We start from the raw sequence: 14937 nt of genomic DNA, 5'->3' as shown, positions 1-14937 counted from the left end.
TCCGGAAATCAGACGGTGATATAGTCGCTGCGGTCGATCGCCGCGTCGGCTTCGGTGCGGCCCAGGCCATAATCGCCCTCGATCGTGGTGCGCAGCATCCAGCGTTCCTCATCGGGTGGGCAGCCGGTGGCGCTGTGCAGCACGCGCCAATTGTCCCACAGCACCATGTCGCCCATTGCCCAGTCGTGGAGATAGACTTCCTCACTGTGGACGATGTGGTCGGCGACCTCGGCGAGCAGTGCGTCGCCTTCCGCATTCTCCATCCCCTGGATGCCGACAGCGAACCAGGGCGAGACGTTGAGTACCTTGCGGCCGGTCTCTCGCTGTTGGTAGACCATCGGGTGGATGACGCGCGGGAAATCGTCGAGCCGCGCCTGGATGCTGGCGACGTCGGGGCTGACCCGCGCCATATGGACGTCGGCGGTGCGGCCGAAGCGCTGGTGGGCGGCGTCGAGATCATATTTGTAGATGACGCTGAGCCCTTCGATGCGCTGCTTCAGCCGGTCGGGCAGGGTGCGCCAGGCGCCGATCTTGTCGATGAAGCCGGTCTGGCCGAGCTGGCTGGGCAGCACGATCGGCCGCAATATGCCGCCCCGGTTGATCCGGTCGACATAGATCAGGTCCGAATGCCAGGGCAGCCAGGTTCCGCGCATCTCGCCGTCGACGGCGATCAGCCAGCCGCTTTCGGGCTTGTAGCGCACCGTCATCAGCTCGGGATGCTCGGCCCGCGCCTCGCGGGTCGGGTGCTGGACCAGCGTGCCGAACACCCGGCTGAGATCGAGATGGACCTGCTCCCCCTCCAGCCCCCGGAACACCAGCACGCCCTTGTCGGTCCATATGTCGCGCAGCGCCTGGCGGACGGCGGGATCGGACAGGGTGGCGGGATCGAGCCCGGCGATCTCGGCGCCGAACGGCAGATCGTCGCGCAGGGGCGCGACGCGGAAGGGCTGGGGCATCGTCTTTTCCATCCTCATTCGGCGGCGCGGCGGCCGGCCCGGGCAGTGCGATGGTCGGCGACCAGGCGCGCGACCGTGCGCCGCAGCAGCATCAGTTCCATCTCGACGATCAGCATGTCGGCCTCGTCATAGGTGAAGCCCGCCGGGGCCAGCATATGCTTGCCCGCCGCGCGGGTGGCGTCGAGCGCGCGGCGCCACGCGGCTTCCATGCGGTGGCCGTCCTTCGAGAAGTCGATCGCCATGTCGGCGGACAGATCGCCGGGGCCGAACATCACCAGGTCGATCCCGTCGACGGCGAGTATCTCATCGACATTCTCGATCGCCTGGCGGGATTCGAGGATCGGGATCACCATCACATTCTCGTTCGAGGCGTGGACATGCTCGGGCCAGCCGTCGAGCGTGTAGCGGCCGGCGCGACAGGCCGGGCACATGCCGCGCTTGCCCTGCGGCGCGTAGCGGCTCGCGGCGACCGCGGCGCGTGCCTGCTCGGCGGTGTCGATATGCGGCACCATCACCCCATCGGCGCCGACGTCGAGCATGGACTGGATGAGGGTCGGCGCATTGTCGAGCACGCGCACGAAGGCAATCACCCCGCCGGCGCGGGCGGCGCGGACATGCTGCTCAACCGCGATCCGGTCGAGCCGGCCATGCTCGCCGTCGAGCATCACGAAATCGAAGCCGGCATCGGCCATGATGTCGGTCGACGCGGCATCGAGCGACGAGACGAAGATGCCGAAGGGCTGCTCGCCGCGCGCGATCATCGCTTTCAGGCGGTTGCGGGCTTCCAACAGGGCCATGGTTCTTCCTTCCTCAGGCGGCCATTCGCGGACGCGGGGTGAAGCGTACCGGCATGTGCTTGAGCACGGTGTGCTTGTTCGACACCAGCCATTCGCATTCGCCTGCCAACGCCATGTCGGGGGTGCGTTCGATCAGTGCGGTGATCATCGCCTGCATCTCCATGCGAGCGAGGTGGCGACCGATGCAGCTGTGCTCGCCCACGCCGAAGCCGAGATGCGCGTTGGGCTTGCGGCCGACATCAAAGCGATATGGTTCGTCGAACGCTTCCTCATCGCGATTGGCGGAGACCAGCCAGGCGACCACCCAGTCACCCTTGCGGATGGTCTTGCCACCCAGCTCCACGTCGCGGGTGGCGATGCGGAATTTGTGCATCGCCGGATTCACCCAGCGGACGATCTCGTCGATCGCCAGGTTCATCAGTTCGGGCTCGGCGCGCAGCCGCGCCATCTCGGCCGGCTGGTTGAGCAGTTCGAGCATGCCGACCGACACGGTGTCGCGGGTGGTCTCCAGTCCGGCGGCGACGATCGAGAAGCACCACCATCCCACATCGCGCTCGCTCAGCTTCTCGCCGTCGATCTCGAGATTACCGATCACGCTGGTGAAGTCGTCGGTCGGCGTGCCGCGCCGCCGCATCGCCAGCTCGAACATATAGTCGAACAGCGCACGCATGTTGGTCTGCTGGGTCTTCAGAGGATCGCCGTCGATCTGGTAGACCGGATCCTGCGCGCCCATGAAGGCGGCGCAATAATGGCGGATGCGGGCCTGGTCCTGCTGCGGCACGCCCATCATCTCGCAGACGATGCGGGTCGGCAGCTGGGCGGCGACGTCATCGACCAGATCGCATTCGCCGCGCGGTAATATCTCGTCCATGATCCGGTCAACGCAGGCCTGCACCCGCCCGAGCATCGGCGCGAGCGTCGGGGCGGAGAAGAATTTGTTGAACGGGCGGCGCAGGGTCATGTGATGGGGCGGGTCGGTGTGGGTCGGGATCGAGCCATAGCCGCCCGCGATCAGCTGGTGCTCGTCGGGTTCCTCAGCGCTCAGCGGCAGAAGCCCGCCCAGACGCGAACTGAACGTATGCGGGTCGCGCAATATGTGGACGCAATCGGCATGGCGGCTGACCGACCAGAAGGGGCGGGCAGCACTGCCGTTGGTCCAGCGCACCGGCTCATCGGCGCGCAGCCGGCGAAACAGATCATGGTGGCCGCCCGATGCGAAGAATTCGGGATCGGTCAGCTGGCGGTCAATCTCATTGGGTCGATGCGTCGGGTCGCCCGTCATGGCGGTCTCCACAAAATGGCGTCGCCCTTCCGATATCGCACCTGCCTCCAATGCGGGCGCCGCTGTCTTAAGCGAAGTGGCGACTTGTTTGGGGATCGATCAAAAGCCCCGGCCCGGAATGGCGCGCGCCTCCGCAGCCATGATAGCGCAGGCCAACAGAGACTGAAAATGGGGCTTTCCCAATGTTGTCGACCATGATCAGGACCAGGCCGGGGCGGCAGTTCGTGCAGTTCATGCGCGGCAACACCGGCAAGAAGATCGACAAATTTCTCGTTCGGACGACGGGCTTTTCGTTGCTGATGAAGACCTTCTCGGCGATGGTCGGCTTTCCGCCTATGCCGGTGCTGATGATCTACACGATCGGCCGCAAGAGCGGCGAGGAACGCTCGACTGTGATGCCCTATGTCGAGATGGACGGGACCGTCTACCTGATCGGCTCGAATGGCGCAAAGCCGAGGGATCCGCTGTGGATGGAGAATCTGCGCGCCAATCCTCGTGCCCGGCTGATCATCGATCGGCAGACCTCGATGCGGTCGGCCCGTTTCGTCGAGCATGGCACCGACGAATATGCCCGGCTATGGGCCTTTGCCGAGACAAAGACCCCGCAATATACCACCTACCAGAACAGCACGACCCGCCGCATTCCGGTCGTCGCGATGGAGCCAGCCTGATCGCCGGCTCCGTGCCTTCTATCGGAAGGCCGGCATCACTTCGCGGCCGAACAGGTCGATCTGGGCGCGCAGCCGCTCATAGTCCTCGCCATGGGCGCCGCGGCCGAAATCGACGATGATATAGTCGCTGTCGGTCGCCTGGAAACAGGATTGGAGCGCCGCGATGCAATCCTCGGGGGTGCCGCCGATGATCTGGTCGGCGGGTAGATCGGCAAGGCCTAGACGGTCGCCCGAGGCGAGCTTGTCGATGAAAGGCTGGTCGAACGGCACGCCCAGCCGGACATAGTCGCGATAGACGTCGAGGATCGGTGGCAGCCACTGCTCCTCGACCTGCCGGCGGTTGACGCCGATGCCTATCTTACGGTTGAGCGCCACCGTGCCCGCCCGGCCATTGGCGTGGGCCTCAGCCCGAAAGCGCGCGATCTTGGGGCCCAGCGAGGCTGCGCTCTCGATATTGTCGGTGAGCCAGCCATCGCCCAGCCGCGCGGCGCGCGCGATCGCGCCGTCGACCTGCGCGCCGATCCAGATCGGGGGCGAGGGCTTCTGCACCGGCTTGGGCGAGACATTGGCGCCGTTGACCCTGAAATGCTGCCCTTCGAATTGAACCGGCTGGTCGCTCCAGGCGCGGCGCACCACCTCGATCGCCTCCTCGAAGCGGCTGACGCGCTTCTTGTAGTCGAGGCCGATCTGGTCGAACTCATAGGGTCGATAGCCGATCGCGGCGCCGAGGATGATGCGGCCGTCCGAAATCTCGTCGACCATCGCCACCTGCTCGGCGATGTCGAGCGGATCGTGGAGGGGCAGGATGCAGATGTTGGTGCACAGTCGCAGCGTCGACGTGCGCGCGGCGAGCGCCGCCAGCGCCACCATCGGCTGCGGGGAATCGATCCGCTCCGGGGTGAAACGGTGATGGCCGACGGTGCCGAAATCGAAGCCGAATTCCTCCGCCATCCCGGCCAGCTCATAGGTGCGCTCCCAGCGCGTCTTCCAGCCGCCCGCCGGTTCGCTGGCGCGGGGAAAGCCGGTGAGGGTGGGGATGGAAAGGCCGAATTTCACCGCGATGATCCTCCGTTGGGCTGGTCTCGCACCGTGATTAGTCCGCGCGTGCCGGCGCGGCAGGCAAATAGGCTTAGCTTTTAGGCGCAAAGCTTTCCCATTCCGGCAGCCTGGCCTTGCGCCAGCGGGCCATCCGGTGTGCATGGTCCCATCCGATCGCAACGGGAGAGGGGCAAGGTGATCGAATTATTCTACTGGACGTCGGCCAATGCACAGAAGGTACTGATCTTCCTGGAGGAGAATGGCATCGAGCATAAGCTGACGCCGCTCAATGTCGGCAAGGGCGAGCAATATGCGCCCGACTTCGTGAAGATTTCGCCGAACAGCCGGCTGCCGACGATCATCGATCATGCGCCCGCGATATCGGACAAGCCGGTGAGCATCTTCGAATCGGGTGCGATCCTGATCTATCTTGCCGAGAAATACGGGCGCCACCTGTCGGCTGATCCGCTCGTCCGGTTGGAGGCGCTGCAATGGCTGATCTGGCAGGTTGCCGGGCTCGGGCCGATCGGTGGGCAGGTCGTCCACTTCCGCAACTACGCGCCTGAGCCGATGGACTATCCGCTGAAGCGTTACGGTGCGGAGAACGACCGGCTGCTCAAGGTGCTCGATAGCCGGCTGAAGGGCCGTGACTATATCGCCGGGGATTATTCGATCGCCGACATGGCCTGCTTCCCCTGGATCTTCGCGCATGCCCGGCGCGACCAGATCGATCTCGAATCCCTGCCCGATCTCAAGCGCTGGTTCCTATCGATCCGCGAACGTCCGGCGGTCAAGCGTGCCTATGATACCATGTTCGCCTTCACCGGAAGCCCGGTGGTGAAGAACCACGGCATGATGGACGAGGATGAGCGCCGTATCCTGTTCGGGGCGCACGCCGTCAAATGAGGCGGTTCGAGGGGCGGGTGGCGATCGTCACCGGCGCGGCGAGCGGCATCGGCCTCGCCTGTGCGGAACGGCTGGCGCTGGAGGGCGCCGCCGTGATGTTGTGCGATCTCCAGCGCGCGGCGGGCGAAGCCGCGGCGGCGGCGATCCGGGACGCGGGCGGGGAGGCGGCCTTCACCGTCTGTGACATATCCGATGAGGCGGCGGTCGACGCGCTGGTGCGGCAGACGATCGACCGTTTCGGCAAGGCCGACATCGTCGTCAACTCGGCGGCGAAGATCCAGCTCGTCAATTTCTTCGATCTGACCAGCGCGATGTTCGCGAGTGAGCTGGAGGTCAACCTGAAGGGGCCCTTCTATCTGGGCCAGCGGGTTGCCCGCCATCTGGTCGAGCGCGAGGCCGAGGGGTCGATCATCAACATCACCTCCGTCGCCGCCGAACTGGCGGCCGGTGCGCAGGTGGCCTATTCGGCGTCGAAGTCGGGGCTTGCCGGGCTGACCCGCGCGATGGCGGTGGCGCTGGCGCCCCATGGCATCAGGGTCAATGCGGTGGCGCCGGGATCGACGCTCACCCCGGCGGGGGAGCCGGTGCTCGAGCATCCCGATATGAAGGGGCCGATGCTGGCGCGCACCCCGCTCGGCCGTTATGCCCGGCCCGACGAGCAGGCGGCGGCGGTCGCCTTCCTCGCCAGCGACGATGCCAGCTACATCACCGGGCAGACGATCTTCGTCGACGGCGGGCGCACCGTGCTCAACCAGACCATGGATGTGCAGCATACCGACAAGGTGCCGCAGCCGCGGAAAACCGCCGATTTTCCTGCCGGATAATGAGGGCATGCGCGGATCGGGCCATTATGCACCGAAATACAAAATGAAGCTCTCATCCAAAAATCGAAACGGCACTGTCAAATAGTCGGGGTGGTCTAAGACAGCATGGCCGGGTTCATAATGCACCCTGGCGGAGCCGTCGGGCCGAAGAATGCCTGGCGAAGCCAAGAGAGGGGACGGAAAGATGATTTCCAGAAAGATATTGCTGCTGACGGCTTCCGCAATGATCGCGATGCCGGTTGCCGCTTTCGCGCAGAACGCGACTCCGCAGGCCGCCGCTGACGATGTAGACGTCGGCGAGATCGTTGTTACCGCGCAGCGCCGCGAACAGGCCCTGTCCGACGTCGGCATGTCGATCAGCGCGATCAACGGCGAAGCGCTCAAGACCCGCAACTTCACCGATGTTTCGGACCTGTCGAAGCTGGTGCCCGGCCTGTCGGTCAGCGACAGCGGTTTCTCGACCCCGATTTACACGTTGCGCGGCGTGGGCATTAACGAGCCGTCGATCGGTTCCAGCTCTTCGGTTGCCATCTATGTCGACGAAGTCCCGCTCGCCTATCCGGTGATGACGCAAGGCACCACCCTGGACCTGCAGCGCGTCGAAGTGCTGAAGGGTCCGCAGGGCACTCTCTACGGCCAGAACTCCACCGGCGGTGCCATCAACTACATCGCCAACAAGCCGACCGACGAATTCTCGGCAGGCATCTCGGCGACGCTCGGCCGCTTCATGCGCGGCAATGTTGAAGGCTTCATCAGCGGTCCGCTGGCGCCGACCCTGAAGGCGCGTGTCGCCGTGCGCGGCAGTTTCGGCAACGGCTGGCAGCAGAGCATCACGCGTAACGACAAGCTCGGGAAGGTCAAGAACTTCACCGGTCGTGCCATCGTCGATTGGGAGGCCACCGAGAATTTCAAGGCGTCTTTCAACTTCAACGGCTGGGTGGACAAGTCCGATACTGTTGCGCCTCAACTCGTGTCGGTCTTCCCGGGGAATGCCTTCAACGTCGATCGCAATCTCGTGGTGCTCGATACTGTAAATTCCGCCAGCTGCAGCGCTCCGGCGGGCCGCCTGCCGGGCTGCCCGATCAACGCTGCGACCGGCACCCGCGTTACCGCCGCGAACAACACCGTGATCACCCGGCCCAATCTGCTGCCCGGCCGCAACGCTCGTCGCGCCGATTGGGATCCTGGACAGAATTTCGATCGCGACGACAAGTTCTGGCAGGGTTCGGTGCGCGCCGAATGGCAACTCAACGATCAGGTCGCGCTGACATCGATCACCTCCTATGCGCATCTGAAGCGCGACCAGAATTCGGAGTTTGACGGTACGGCGGCTTCAGAGAATCTGCGCAACTTCCAAAAGGGCGAGATCAAGTCGTTCGCGCAGGAAGTTCGCATGACAGCCGATTTCGCCAATATCCACTGGCTCGTGGGTGCAAATTACGGTCGTGATCGTACCAATGACGACGTGACCCAGTTCCTTCGCAATGCTTCGGCGGTGCAGAATATTTTCGGTTTCCCATCGAACGGTGGCCGTATTCTGGCGAGCCAGCGTATCAAGAACTGGGCGATCTTCACCAGCATCGATGCCGAACTGACAGAACAGCTGACCCTTTCCGGCGGCATCCGCCTGAGTGAGGACACCCGCAAGTTCCGCGGCTGTGGCGCGCCGATCGATAGCTTCTCCACTCCGGCCTACACCGCGCTCATCAACGCCTTCCGCACCCCGGCGGGCCTACCGCCCATTCCGCAACTGGCGGCCGGTCAGTGCTATGCGATTTATACGACCGCGGCAGTCCAGCAGAACGACACCGCTGGTCTGCCGCTGCTGACCCCGGGCTTTGCAAACCGTACACTGAAGCAGGACAATGTTCCCTGGAACGTCAACCTGAACTTCAAGCCGACCCAGAGTTCGCTGATCTACGCGAGGGTAAGCCGCGGCTTCAAGGCGGGCAATTTCTCCACCCTTAACACCACCGATCACGTCGCGTACAACCCGGTGGTCCAGGAGAAGCTGACGGCCTACGAGCTGGGCGGCCGTTTCCGCATGGGCCGTATGTTCAGCTTCGAGGCGGCCGCGTTTCGCTATGACTATATCAACAAGCAGCTGCGCGCCCGCGTCTTTGTCGGCCCGCCTTTCGGCAACATCAACGCTCAGGACACGATCCCCAAATCGCGCCTGAAGGGCTTCGAGGCCTCGGCCACCCTGCGTCCGGTTGAAGGGCTGACACTGACCGGCAGCGGCACCTATATCAAGAGCAAGATCCTGCGTTATATCGGCCAGACCGTGGACGGCATCTCGCAGGACCAGTCGGGCTCACCGTTCAACTTCACTCCCAAGTGGAGCCTGAATGGCGACCTGAACTATGAGCGCCCCCTGACCGCCGATCTCGACGGCTTCTTTGGCGTCAACGTCTCCTATCGCAGTGCCACCTCGGCGGTGTTCGTGCCGCAGAATGCGCCGCAGCCGAACCTCGCTCCCTTCGCGATCGACAAATACACCCTGGTTGATGGGCAGATCGGCGTAAGCGGCGGCGACGGGCGCTGGAAGGCGTTCCTGTGGGGCAAGAACCTCTTCAACAAATATTACTGGACCAACGTGATCCGCGTGTCCGACGTCATCGTCCGGTTCCCAGGCATGCCGGCGACCTACGGTGCGACCGTATCGTACAAGTTCTGACGTGACGATCGGGCCGCCGGACGACTATCGTCCGGCGGCCCTCCTTTATCTGGAGCATGAGGTCGAATGAGGATGGCCGAACCGGCGCCGCCCGAGCAGTCCGATCTTTCCGAAGGGGCAGCCCGCGTGAAGGCGGTTTCGGCCGATCCCGGCGAGGTGATGGCATATCGGCCTGTCGCGGCTTGGGGCTCGGTCGGCATATTGCTGATCTTTTCGCTCTTCTCCTTCCTCGATCGGCAGATCATTGCGTTGCTGGTCGATCCGATCAAAGCCGATCTGGGCCTGACCGATACCCAGCTGGGCCTGCTGCAGGGGCTCGCTTTCGCGTTGCTCTATGCGGTCGCCGGCCTGCCCATCGGCTGGGCAGCGGATCGCTATCCGCGCCGAATCATCCTGTTCTTGGGCATAACCATCTGGTCGATCGCCTCGGCTTCCTGCGGGCTGGCGCGCAATTTCTGGCAGATGTTCGTCGGCCGCACCTTTGTCGGCATCGGCGAAGCCAGCATGGCGCCCACCGCTGTGTCGCTGATCAGCGATCTGTTCCCCCGCGACAAGGTGGCGACGCCCCTCGGTGTCTATTCGGCCGGCTTCTATATCGGCGGCGGGGTGGCGCTCACCGTCGGCGGATGGGTGGTCAGCCTGTTCGCGGGCCGGCCTTCGGTCCTGCTGCCGATCGTGGGACAGGTGGCGCCCTGGCAGGCCGTGCTGATTGCCACCGGCCTTCCTGGCGTCGTGGTCGCGCTGCTGGCCTTCGCGATCTATGAACCGCGATCGAATGAGCATCTGCGCGCCATCCGCGCCCAACCGGCGCAAGCCAGCGTATCGGCCTTTCTCAGGGAACGATGGAAGGTCGTCTCGATCGCCTATGGCGGCTTCGGGATCGCCGCCTTCGTCAGCTACGCTATCACGGCCTGGACGCCGACCTATTTCATCCGCGTGTTCAAATGGACGGCGACCGATGTGGGCTGGACCTATGGTTTGATCATCGGCCTGGCAGGTGCATTCGGCGCTTTCTTCGGCGGGGTGGTGATGGATCGCATCTATCGCCGGGGTCACACCGATGCCTATTTCCTGGTCGCCGGCATCGCCTCACTGATCGCTACGCCGCTGTTCGCCGGGGCCTATTTCGTGGCTTCCCCGGCGGTGGCGCTGGCGATGCTGTGCGGCGGGCTGATCATGTTCGGGGCCATCTCCGCTGGCTCATATTCGACCTGGCAGAAGATCGCCCCCCGTGCGGTGCGCGGCCGGGTGACCGCCGCCTATGTGCTGATTGGCGCTATCGTCGGATCGGGCCTTGGGCCCGTGTCCACGGCGCTCGTGACCGATTATGTGATGCGCGATCCGTTTGCTGTGGGCACGTCGATCGCGCTGATCAGCGCATTGTCCTTCCCGGTCATGGCGCTGCTGTTCCTCGGCGGGCGCCGGCTGATGCGTGAACTGCCGGAGGATTGAGCGGTCAGGCCTGGGCCTGCAGGCGGAACCAACTGGGCGAGCAGCCCACCACCCGCTTGAATGCCACTGAGAAGCTGCTGGGTGAGGTGAAGCCCAGCCGGTAGGAGATCTCCTTCATCGATAGATGGCTGTTGGCGAGCAGGCTCTTGGCATGCTCGACCACCGAGGCCGAGATGAACTCGTGCACGGATTGGCCGGTCGTCGCGCGGAAGCGGCGGCGGAAATGCGATACGCTCATGCCCAGTTCGTGCGCTAGGGCGGCGGCGCTGGGAATGCGGCCATGGCCATCCTCCACCATCGCAGCGATCCGGTCGAGCTGTGCCGACGAAAGCCGCGTCGAGTTGGACCGTGGCCCATCGAAAGATGCCGCCGACAAGCGGCCCGTATCGCGGATGATTTCGATGACGGCAGTCTGTAGCAGGGACTCGATCAGCGCGCTGGAGGCGAGGCCGGGCTCCAGCAGTTCCAGCGCGATGCGATGCAGACAGGCACGGGCATTACTGTTCTTGAGCCCCAGAAAATTGTCTATTTCCAACCCGCTGGCGTCGAACCTCTGGCCCAGCAGCCGCTCGATCCAGCTTGGTGCGAAGCTGCATTTCAGCGTGCGCGCCCGATAGGGTTGCCGGCCATCGGCAAATACGCGCAGTGCCGATCCGGCGGGCAGCAGCGAGACATTGCCCATATGGTGCCCCGATCCGCCATTGAAGGCGCCGTGGATGTCGAGATGGAAGGGCATCAGCCGATAGTGGATGCTGTTGTCCTTGTCCTGGTAAATGAAGGACTCTTTCCAGTGATAGTCGACAATGCCCACCTCGGCTTCGTCCAGCACACGTTCGGCGATTACCCGCGACGGGCATTTCTCGATAACGGTCTGCATAGCGACACCCCAGCCTCGATTCGTCCGGTTTACCAGTTCTCGCTTTATTGTCCGCGATGAGCCTGCCGGCAGATCGGGCAGCTTCCTATGAAGCCCTTCGATATACCAGCGCAATCGCCGCGATTGTAGCGAAACGCGTATTGTTGTGGCGTCCTGTTCCAAACCCGCAGAGAGCGACTTTCGAATTTGGACTTTTCCATTTGTGATCGTGCGGGTTCGATTGTCGGCCGAAAAGTGACGACTAAGGAACGTGTCACATCATCAACGCCCGCATACCTCAGGGCAGGAGCGCGCCGGCATCGCACCGGCCGCCCGGCAATAGGGAGAGAGACGATATGCGCACAGCTTTCGGAATCCGCCGCCGCATCGCGCTGAGCCTGGCCGGGGTTGCCCTGGTACTGCCCGCCGCCGGCCGGGCGCAGGCGACCGCCGCTGACGATAACAGCGAAGGCTTACAGGAGATCGTCGTCACCGCTCAGAAGCGCAGCCAGAACCTGCAGGAAGTGCCGGTGGCGGTCAGTGCGGTCGACAGCGGCACCCTGGCCTCGGCCAACATCACCAGCGCCAACGATCTCGGCCGCATCGTCCCCTCGCTGACGATCTTCGCCACCTCGGGATCGGTACAGCCCTTTCTGCGCGGTATCGGCAATCCGGGCTCGCTGGTCGGCAACGAGGCGAGCAATGCGGTCTATATCGATGGCGTCTACCTCGTCCGCGTGCCGAGCACCCTGTTGCAGCTCAACAGCATCGCGCGGGTCGAGGTACTGAAAGGGCCGCAGGGCACGCTGTTCGGCCGCAACGCCAGCGGCGGCCTGATCCACATCATCACCCGCGATCCGAGCGAGACGCCCACGGCCGAGGGCAGCATCGGTTACGGCAATTACAATATGATCCGCGTCAGCGCCTACGCATCGGCCGGAATCGCCGAGGGGCTGGCCTTCGACGTCACCGGCCTGCTGATCGATCAGGGTGACGGCTGGGGCAAGAACGTCGTCACCGGGCGCGACTGGGGTCGCGAGAACACCAAGGCGGTGCGCGGCAAGCTGCGCTGGAAGTCCGAGACCACCACCGTCACCCTGACCGGCGACTATAACCGCTCGGACAACGACTTCATAGCGCAGAGCCAGTATCTGCCGGGCATCCAGCGCGGCTATGATCTGCCGCCCTTCGGGTTGCAGCCCAAGCTGCCTTTCTACGATATCGAGGCGAACGACACCCCGGTCAGCCGCAGCCGCAACTGGGGCGTTTCCGCCAGAATCGAACATGACCTGTCCTTCGCGACCTTGACGTCGATCACCGCCTATCGGCGCGACAAGAGCTATATCGTGTTCGATTCCGACTTCGGCCGCAGCAATCTGCTCCGCGCCGATCTCTACGGCCGGGTGCGCCAGGTCTCGCAGGAATTGCAGCTGGCTTCGCGGGCGGGGTCGAGTTTCGACTGGCTGCTCGGCGCTTTCTATCTCAACTCGCGCTCGGCCTATGTGCCCTCCCGCTTCACGGGCCTCGCGATCGACTTCGCGGCTGGCGGCTTGCCCGCGGTTAGCGACACCTATGGCCGTTCCAGCACCAAATCCGCCGCGGCCTATGGTCAGGCGACCGTCCACCTCACCGACAAGCTCGACCTCACGGTCGGCGCCCGCTACACGCAGGACAAGCTGAGCGGGGCAGGGCGGGGCGATTTCTATCTGGTCGGTAGCCCGGTGATCCCCGCGCCGACCATTACCGGCCGCGATACCTTCAAGAAGTTCACCTATAAGGGTTCGCTCGATTACAAGATCAGCGACGATGTGATGGTCTATGCGTCGCAGAGCCGGGGCTACAAGGCGGGACTGTTCAACACACTGCCCTTCCTGCCGACCGCCGCCAAGCCCGAAATCCTCGACGCCAGCGAGGTGGGCTTCAAATCGGAATTGTTCGACCGGCGCCTGCGCCTCAACGGCGCGGGCTTTCACTACAGCTTCAAGAATGCCCAGTTCCAGCAGTTCCGCGGGCCGACCGTGGTGATCATCAACGCGCCCAAGGCGCGTATCTACGGCGCGGAACTGGAGGCGCAGGCGGCGCTGGCGGACGGGTTGACCGTGCGCTTCGGCGGTGGCTGGCTGAACTCCAAATATACCGATTTCCCGAACGCACAGACCCCGGTGGCCAATCTCAACACCAATCCGGCGCTGGGCCCGGTCGGGGGCTATGTGAACGGCTTCGCACCGCTCGACGCCAGCGGCAACGATATGGTCCGCGTGCCAAAATGGACGTTCAACATCGGCCTGAACTATGGAATCGAAACCAGCGCGGGTAAGTTCGATTTCGACATAAACTATGCCTATAATGACGGTTTCGCCTGGGATGCCGACAATGCGCTGCGGCAGTCGTCCTACGGGCTGCTCGACGCGCAGCTGAAATACACCCTGCCGGGCCGGTACGATCGCTTCGCGATCCGCGCCTGGGCTAAGAACTTAACGCGCGAGAAATATTATGTCGCGCAGATCCAGAGCGATGGCGCGCGCGGCAGTTCGGCCATGCCCGGCGCTCCGCGCACCTACGGTCTCGATCTGCTGTTTTCCTTCTGATGTCGGGGAACCAGTCGGATCGCCCCTTCACAGGCGGTGTCCTCAACCTTACCGGGGTCCGCCCCGGTGAGGCTTTCCGCTATTCCGGCCTCAGCTTCCCCGACATGGCCGTCTATATGATCACCTTCCGCAGCAGCTATGAAGCGATCGAGAAGCTGATCCTGCCGCCGCCGCTGAAGGTGGACCGGTCGCGCCCGCCCGAGGTGCATGCTTGGTATTTCACCAGCCGCAACACCCTGCCGATGGATGGCCGGGTGACGCCCTATCACGGCTTCCAGTTCCGGGCGCACACCCAGCATGACGGCGTGAGGGGGGTCGCGGGCTGGGAATATATCGACGCGCTCGACGGCGATAAGACCAACATCGACATCATGGGTCCGTGGGGGGTCTATTTCGGCATGCTCAAGAAGTTGGGGGACATCCGCTTCGTGCCGACCAGCGTCGACGCATTCGAGGTCACCGTCAGCCGTCGCGGCCAGCGGTTGATCACGATGCGGATGCGGATCGGCGCCGAAATGGATACGGCAGCGGTCGCCGCGATTAATCGGGACGGCACCAGGACGCTGACGGTGCGCGAGATACCCGATGTCACATATACGGGCTTCGTGGATCGCTCGGTGTGCATCTCGCCCACTGACAGCAGCAACCAGGTGGTGCGCGCCTGGGCGGTGGAGGATGCGTCGATCGAATTCGGTTCGCTCGAACTCGATCCGCTGGCGGAACTGGCGCCCGAGGGGCCGTTCAGCGCGGTCGCCTTCAACGCCACCGCCTCGGTCGAAACCTTCACCGAGATGAAAGTGCTGGCCGAGCTTCCCGGCCATCCGCTCCGCTGACGCTCAGCCTTCGAAAATCTTGCTCGCAATCTCTATCGCCGGAACGCTGGCCTATTG

The 14937-nt window shown here is 63.9% G+C and carries 12 protein-coding genes; 7 read left to right on the top strand and 5 right to left on the bottom strand.

From position 1 onward, the window contains the following. Nucleotides 1–8: 8 nt before the first annotated feature. Genes CMV14_RS16660 through CMV14_RS16650 form a run of 3 tightly spaced genes read right to left on the bottom strand, consistent with a single transcriptional unit; the run spans nucleotide 9 to nucleotide 3035 of the window. A complete protein-coding gene (locus CMV14_RS16660; protein ID WP_066969527.1) occupies nucleotides 9–956 on the bottom strand; it encodes a TauD/TfdA dioxygenase family protein in 948 nt (315 codons plus the stop codon). Nucleotides 957–970: 14 nt separating this feature from the next. Further along, nucleotides 971–1753 (bottom strand): HpcH/HpaI aldolase family protein, encoded by a 783-nt coding sequence (locus CMV14_RS16655; protein ID WP_066969499.1) that lies wholly within the window; start codon nucleotides 1751–1753, stop codon nucleotides 971–973. A 13-nt stretch (nucleotides 1754–1766) separates the two neighbouring features. Then, the gene (locus CMV14_RS16650) at nucleotides 1767–3035 is read right to left on the bottom strand and encodes a cytochrome P450 (protein ID WP_066969497.1); all 1269 of its coding nucleotides are present in this window, start codon (nucleotides 3033–3035) and stop codon (nucleotides 1767–1769) included. Between the two features lie 182 nt (nucleotides 3036–3217). On the opposite strand from CMV14_RS16650, the gene CMV14_RS16645 reads away from it, so the two are divergent. Further along, nucleotides 3218–3706, top strand: coding sequence for a nitroreductase family deazaflavin-dependent oxidoreductase (locus CMV14_RS16645; RefSeq protein WP_066969495.1), 489 nt, complete (start codon nucleotides 3218–3220; stop codon nucleotides 3704–3706). 18 nt (nucleotides 3707–3724) lie between these two features. Here the strand turns inward: CMV14_RS16645 and CMV14_RS16640 are convergent, their stop codons facing one another. Continuing rightward, a complete protein-coding gene (locus CMV14_RS16640; protein WP_066969492.1) occupies nucleotides 3725–4762 on the bottom strand; it encodes an LLM class flavin-dependent oxidoreductase in 1038 nt (345 codons plus the stop codon). 177 nt (nucleotides 4763–4939) lie between these two features. On the opposite strand from CMV14_RS16640, the gene CMV14_RS16635 reads away from it, so the two are divergent. From CMV14_RS16635 to CMV14_RS16620, 4 genes are all read left to right on the top strand, one after another. After that, nucleotides 4940–5650, top strand: coding sequence for a glutathione binding-like protein (locus tag CMV14_RS16635; protein WP_066969490.1), 711 nt, complete (start codon nucleotides 4940–4942; stop codon nucleotides 5648–5650). Further along, nucleotides 5647–6474, top strand: a complete 828-nt coding sequence (locus CMV14_RS16630) for an SDR family NAD(P)-dependent oxidoreductase (protein ID WP_066969488.1) — start codon at nucleotides 5647–5649, stop codon at nucleotides 6472–6474. The genes CMV14_RS16635 and CMV14_RS16630 overlap by 4 nt, the downstream gene beginning before the upstream one ends. A gap of 184 nt (nucleotides 6475–6658) precedes the next feature. Further along, entirely contained in the window at nucleotides 6659–9151 is a 2493-nt protein-coding gene (locus tag CMV14_RS16625) for a TonB-dependent receptor (RefSeq protein ID WP_176488981.1), read from the top strand. Nucleotides 9152–9217: 66 nt separating this feature from the next. Next, nucleotides 9218–10603, top strand: coding sequence for a spinster family MFS transporter (locus tag CMV14_RS16620; protein WP_083216137.1), 1386 nt, complete (start codon nucleotides 9218–9220; stop codon nucleotides 10601–10603). 4 nt (nucleotides 10604–10607) lie between these two features. On the opposite strand, the gene CMV14_RS16615 is transcribed toward CMV14_RS16620, so the two are convergent. Then, the gene (locus tag CMV14_RS16615; protein WP_066969481.1) at nucleotides 10608–11480 is read right to left on the bottom strand and encodes a helix-turn-helix transcriptional regulator; all 873 of its coding nucleotides are present in this window, start codon (nucleotides 11478–11480) and stop codon (nucleotides 10608–10610) included. 335 nt (nucleotides 11481–11815) lie between these two features. On the opposite strand from CMV14_RS16615, the gene CMV14_RS16610 reads away from it, so the two are divergent. Then, nucleotides 11816–14047 carry a TonB-dependent receptor gene (locus CMV14_RS16610; RefSeq protein WP_066969479.1) on the top strand — a complete coding sequence of 744 codons (2232 nt, stop codon included), beginning with the start codon at nucleotides 11816–11818 and terminating at the stop codon, nucleotides 14045–14047. Further along, nucleotides 14047–14880 carry an acetoacetate decarboxylase family protein gene (locus tag CMV14_RS16605; RefSeq protein WP_066969477.1) on the top strand — a complete coding sequence of 278 codons (834 nt, stop codon included), beginning with the start codon at nucleotides 14047–14049 and terminating at the stop codon, nucleotides 14878–14880. The genes CMV14_RS16610 and CMV14_RS16605 overlap by 1 nt, the downstream gene beginning before the upstream one ends. Nucleotides 14881–14937: the final 57 nt, after the last annotated feature.

This window comes from Rhizorhabdus dicambivorans (assembly GCF_002355275.1).
Taxonomy (GTDB): domain Bacteria; phylum Pseudomonadota; class Alphaproteobacteria; order Sphingomonadales; family Sphingomonadaceae; genus Rhizorhabdus; species Rhizorhabdus dicambivorans.
This window is presented reverse-complemented; position numbering and strand designations above follow the sequence as displayed.

Coding starts and splice junctions, on each gene's coding strand:
- CMV14_RS16660 (WP_066969527.1), bottom strand. CDS start 956: ATGCCCCAGCCCTTCCGCGTCGCGCCCCTGCGCGACGATCTGCCGTTC.
- CMV14_RS16655 (WP_066969499.1), bottom strand. CDS start 1,753: ATGGCCCTGTTGGAAGCCCGCAACCGCCTGAAAGCGATGATCGCGCGC.
- CMV14_RS16650 (WP_066969497.1), bottom strand. CDS start 3,035: ATGACGGGCGACCCGACGCATCGACCCAATGAGATTGACCGCCAGCTG.
- CMV14_RS16645 (WP_066969495.1), top strand. CDS start 3,218: ATGTTGTCGACCATGATCAGGACCAGGCCGGGGCGGCAGTTCGTGCAG.
- CMV14_RS16630 (WP_066969488.1), top strand. CDS start 5,647: ATGAGGCGGTTCGAGGGGCGGGTGGCGATCGTCACCGGCGCGGCGAGC.
- CMV14_RS16625 (WP_176488981.1), top strand. CDS start 6,659: ATGATTTCCAGAAAGATATTGCTGCTGACGGCTTCCGCAATGATCGCG.
- CMV14_RS16620 (WP_083216137.1), top strand. CDS start 9,218: ATGAGGATGGCCGAACCGGCGCCGCCCGAGCAGTCCGATCTTTCCGAA.
- CMV14_RS16615 (WP_066969481.1), bottom strand. CDS start 11,480: ATGCAGACCGTTATCGAGAAATGCCCGTCGCGGGTAATCGCCGAACGT.
- CMV14_RS16610 (WP_066969479.1), top strand. CDS start 11,816: ATGCGCACAGCTTTCGGAATCCGCCGCCGCATCGCGCTGAGCCTGGCC.
- CMV14_RS16605 (WP_066969477.1), top strand. CDS start 14,047: ATGTCGGGGAACCAGTCGGATCGCCCCTTCACAGGCGGTGTCCTCAAC.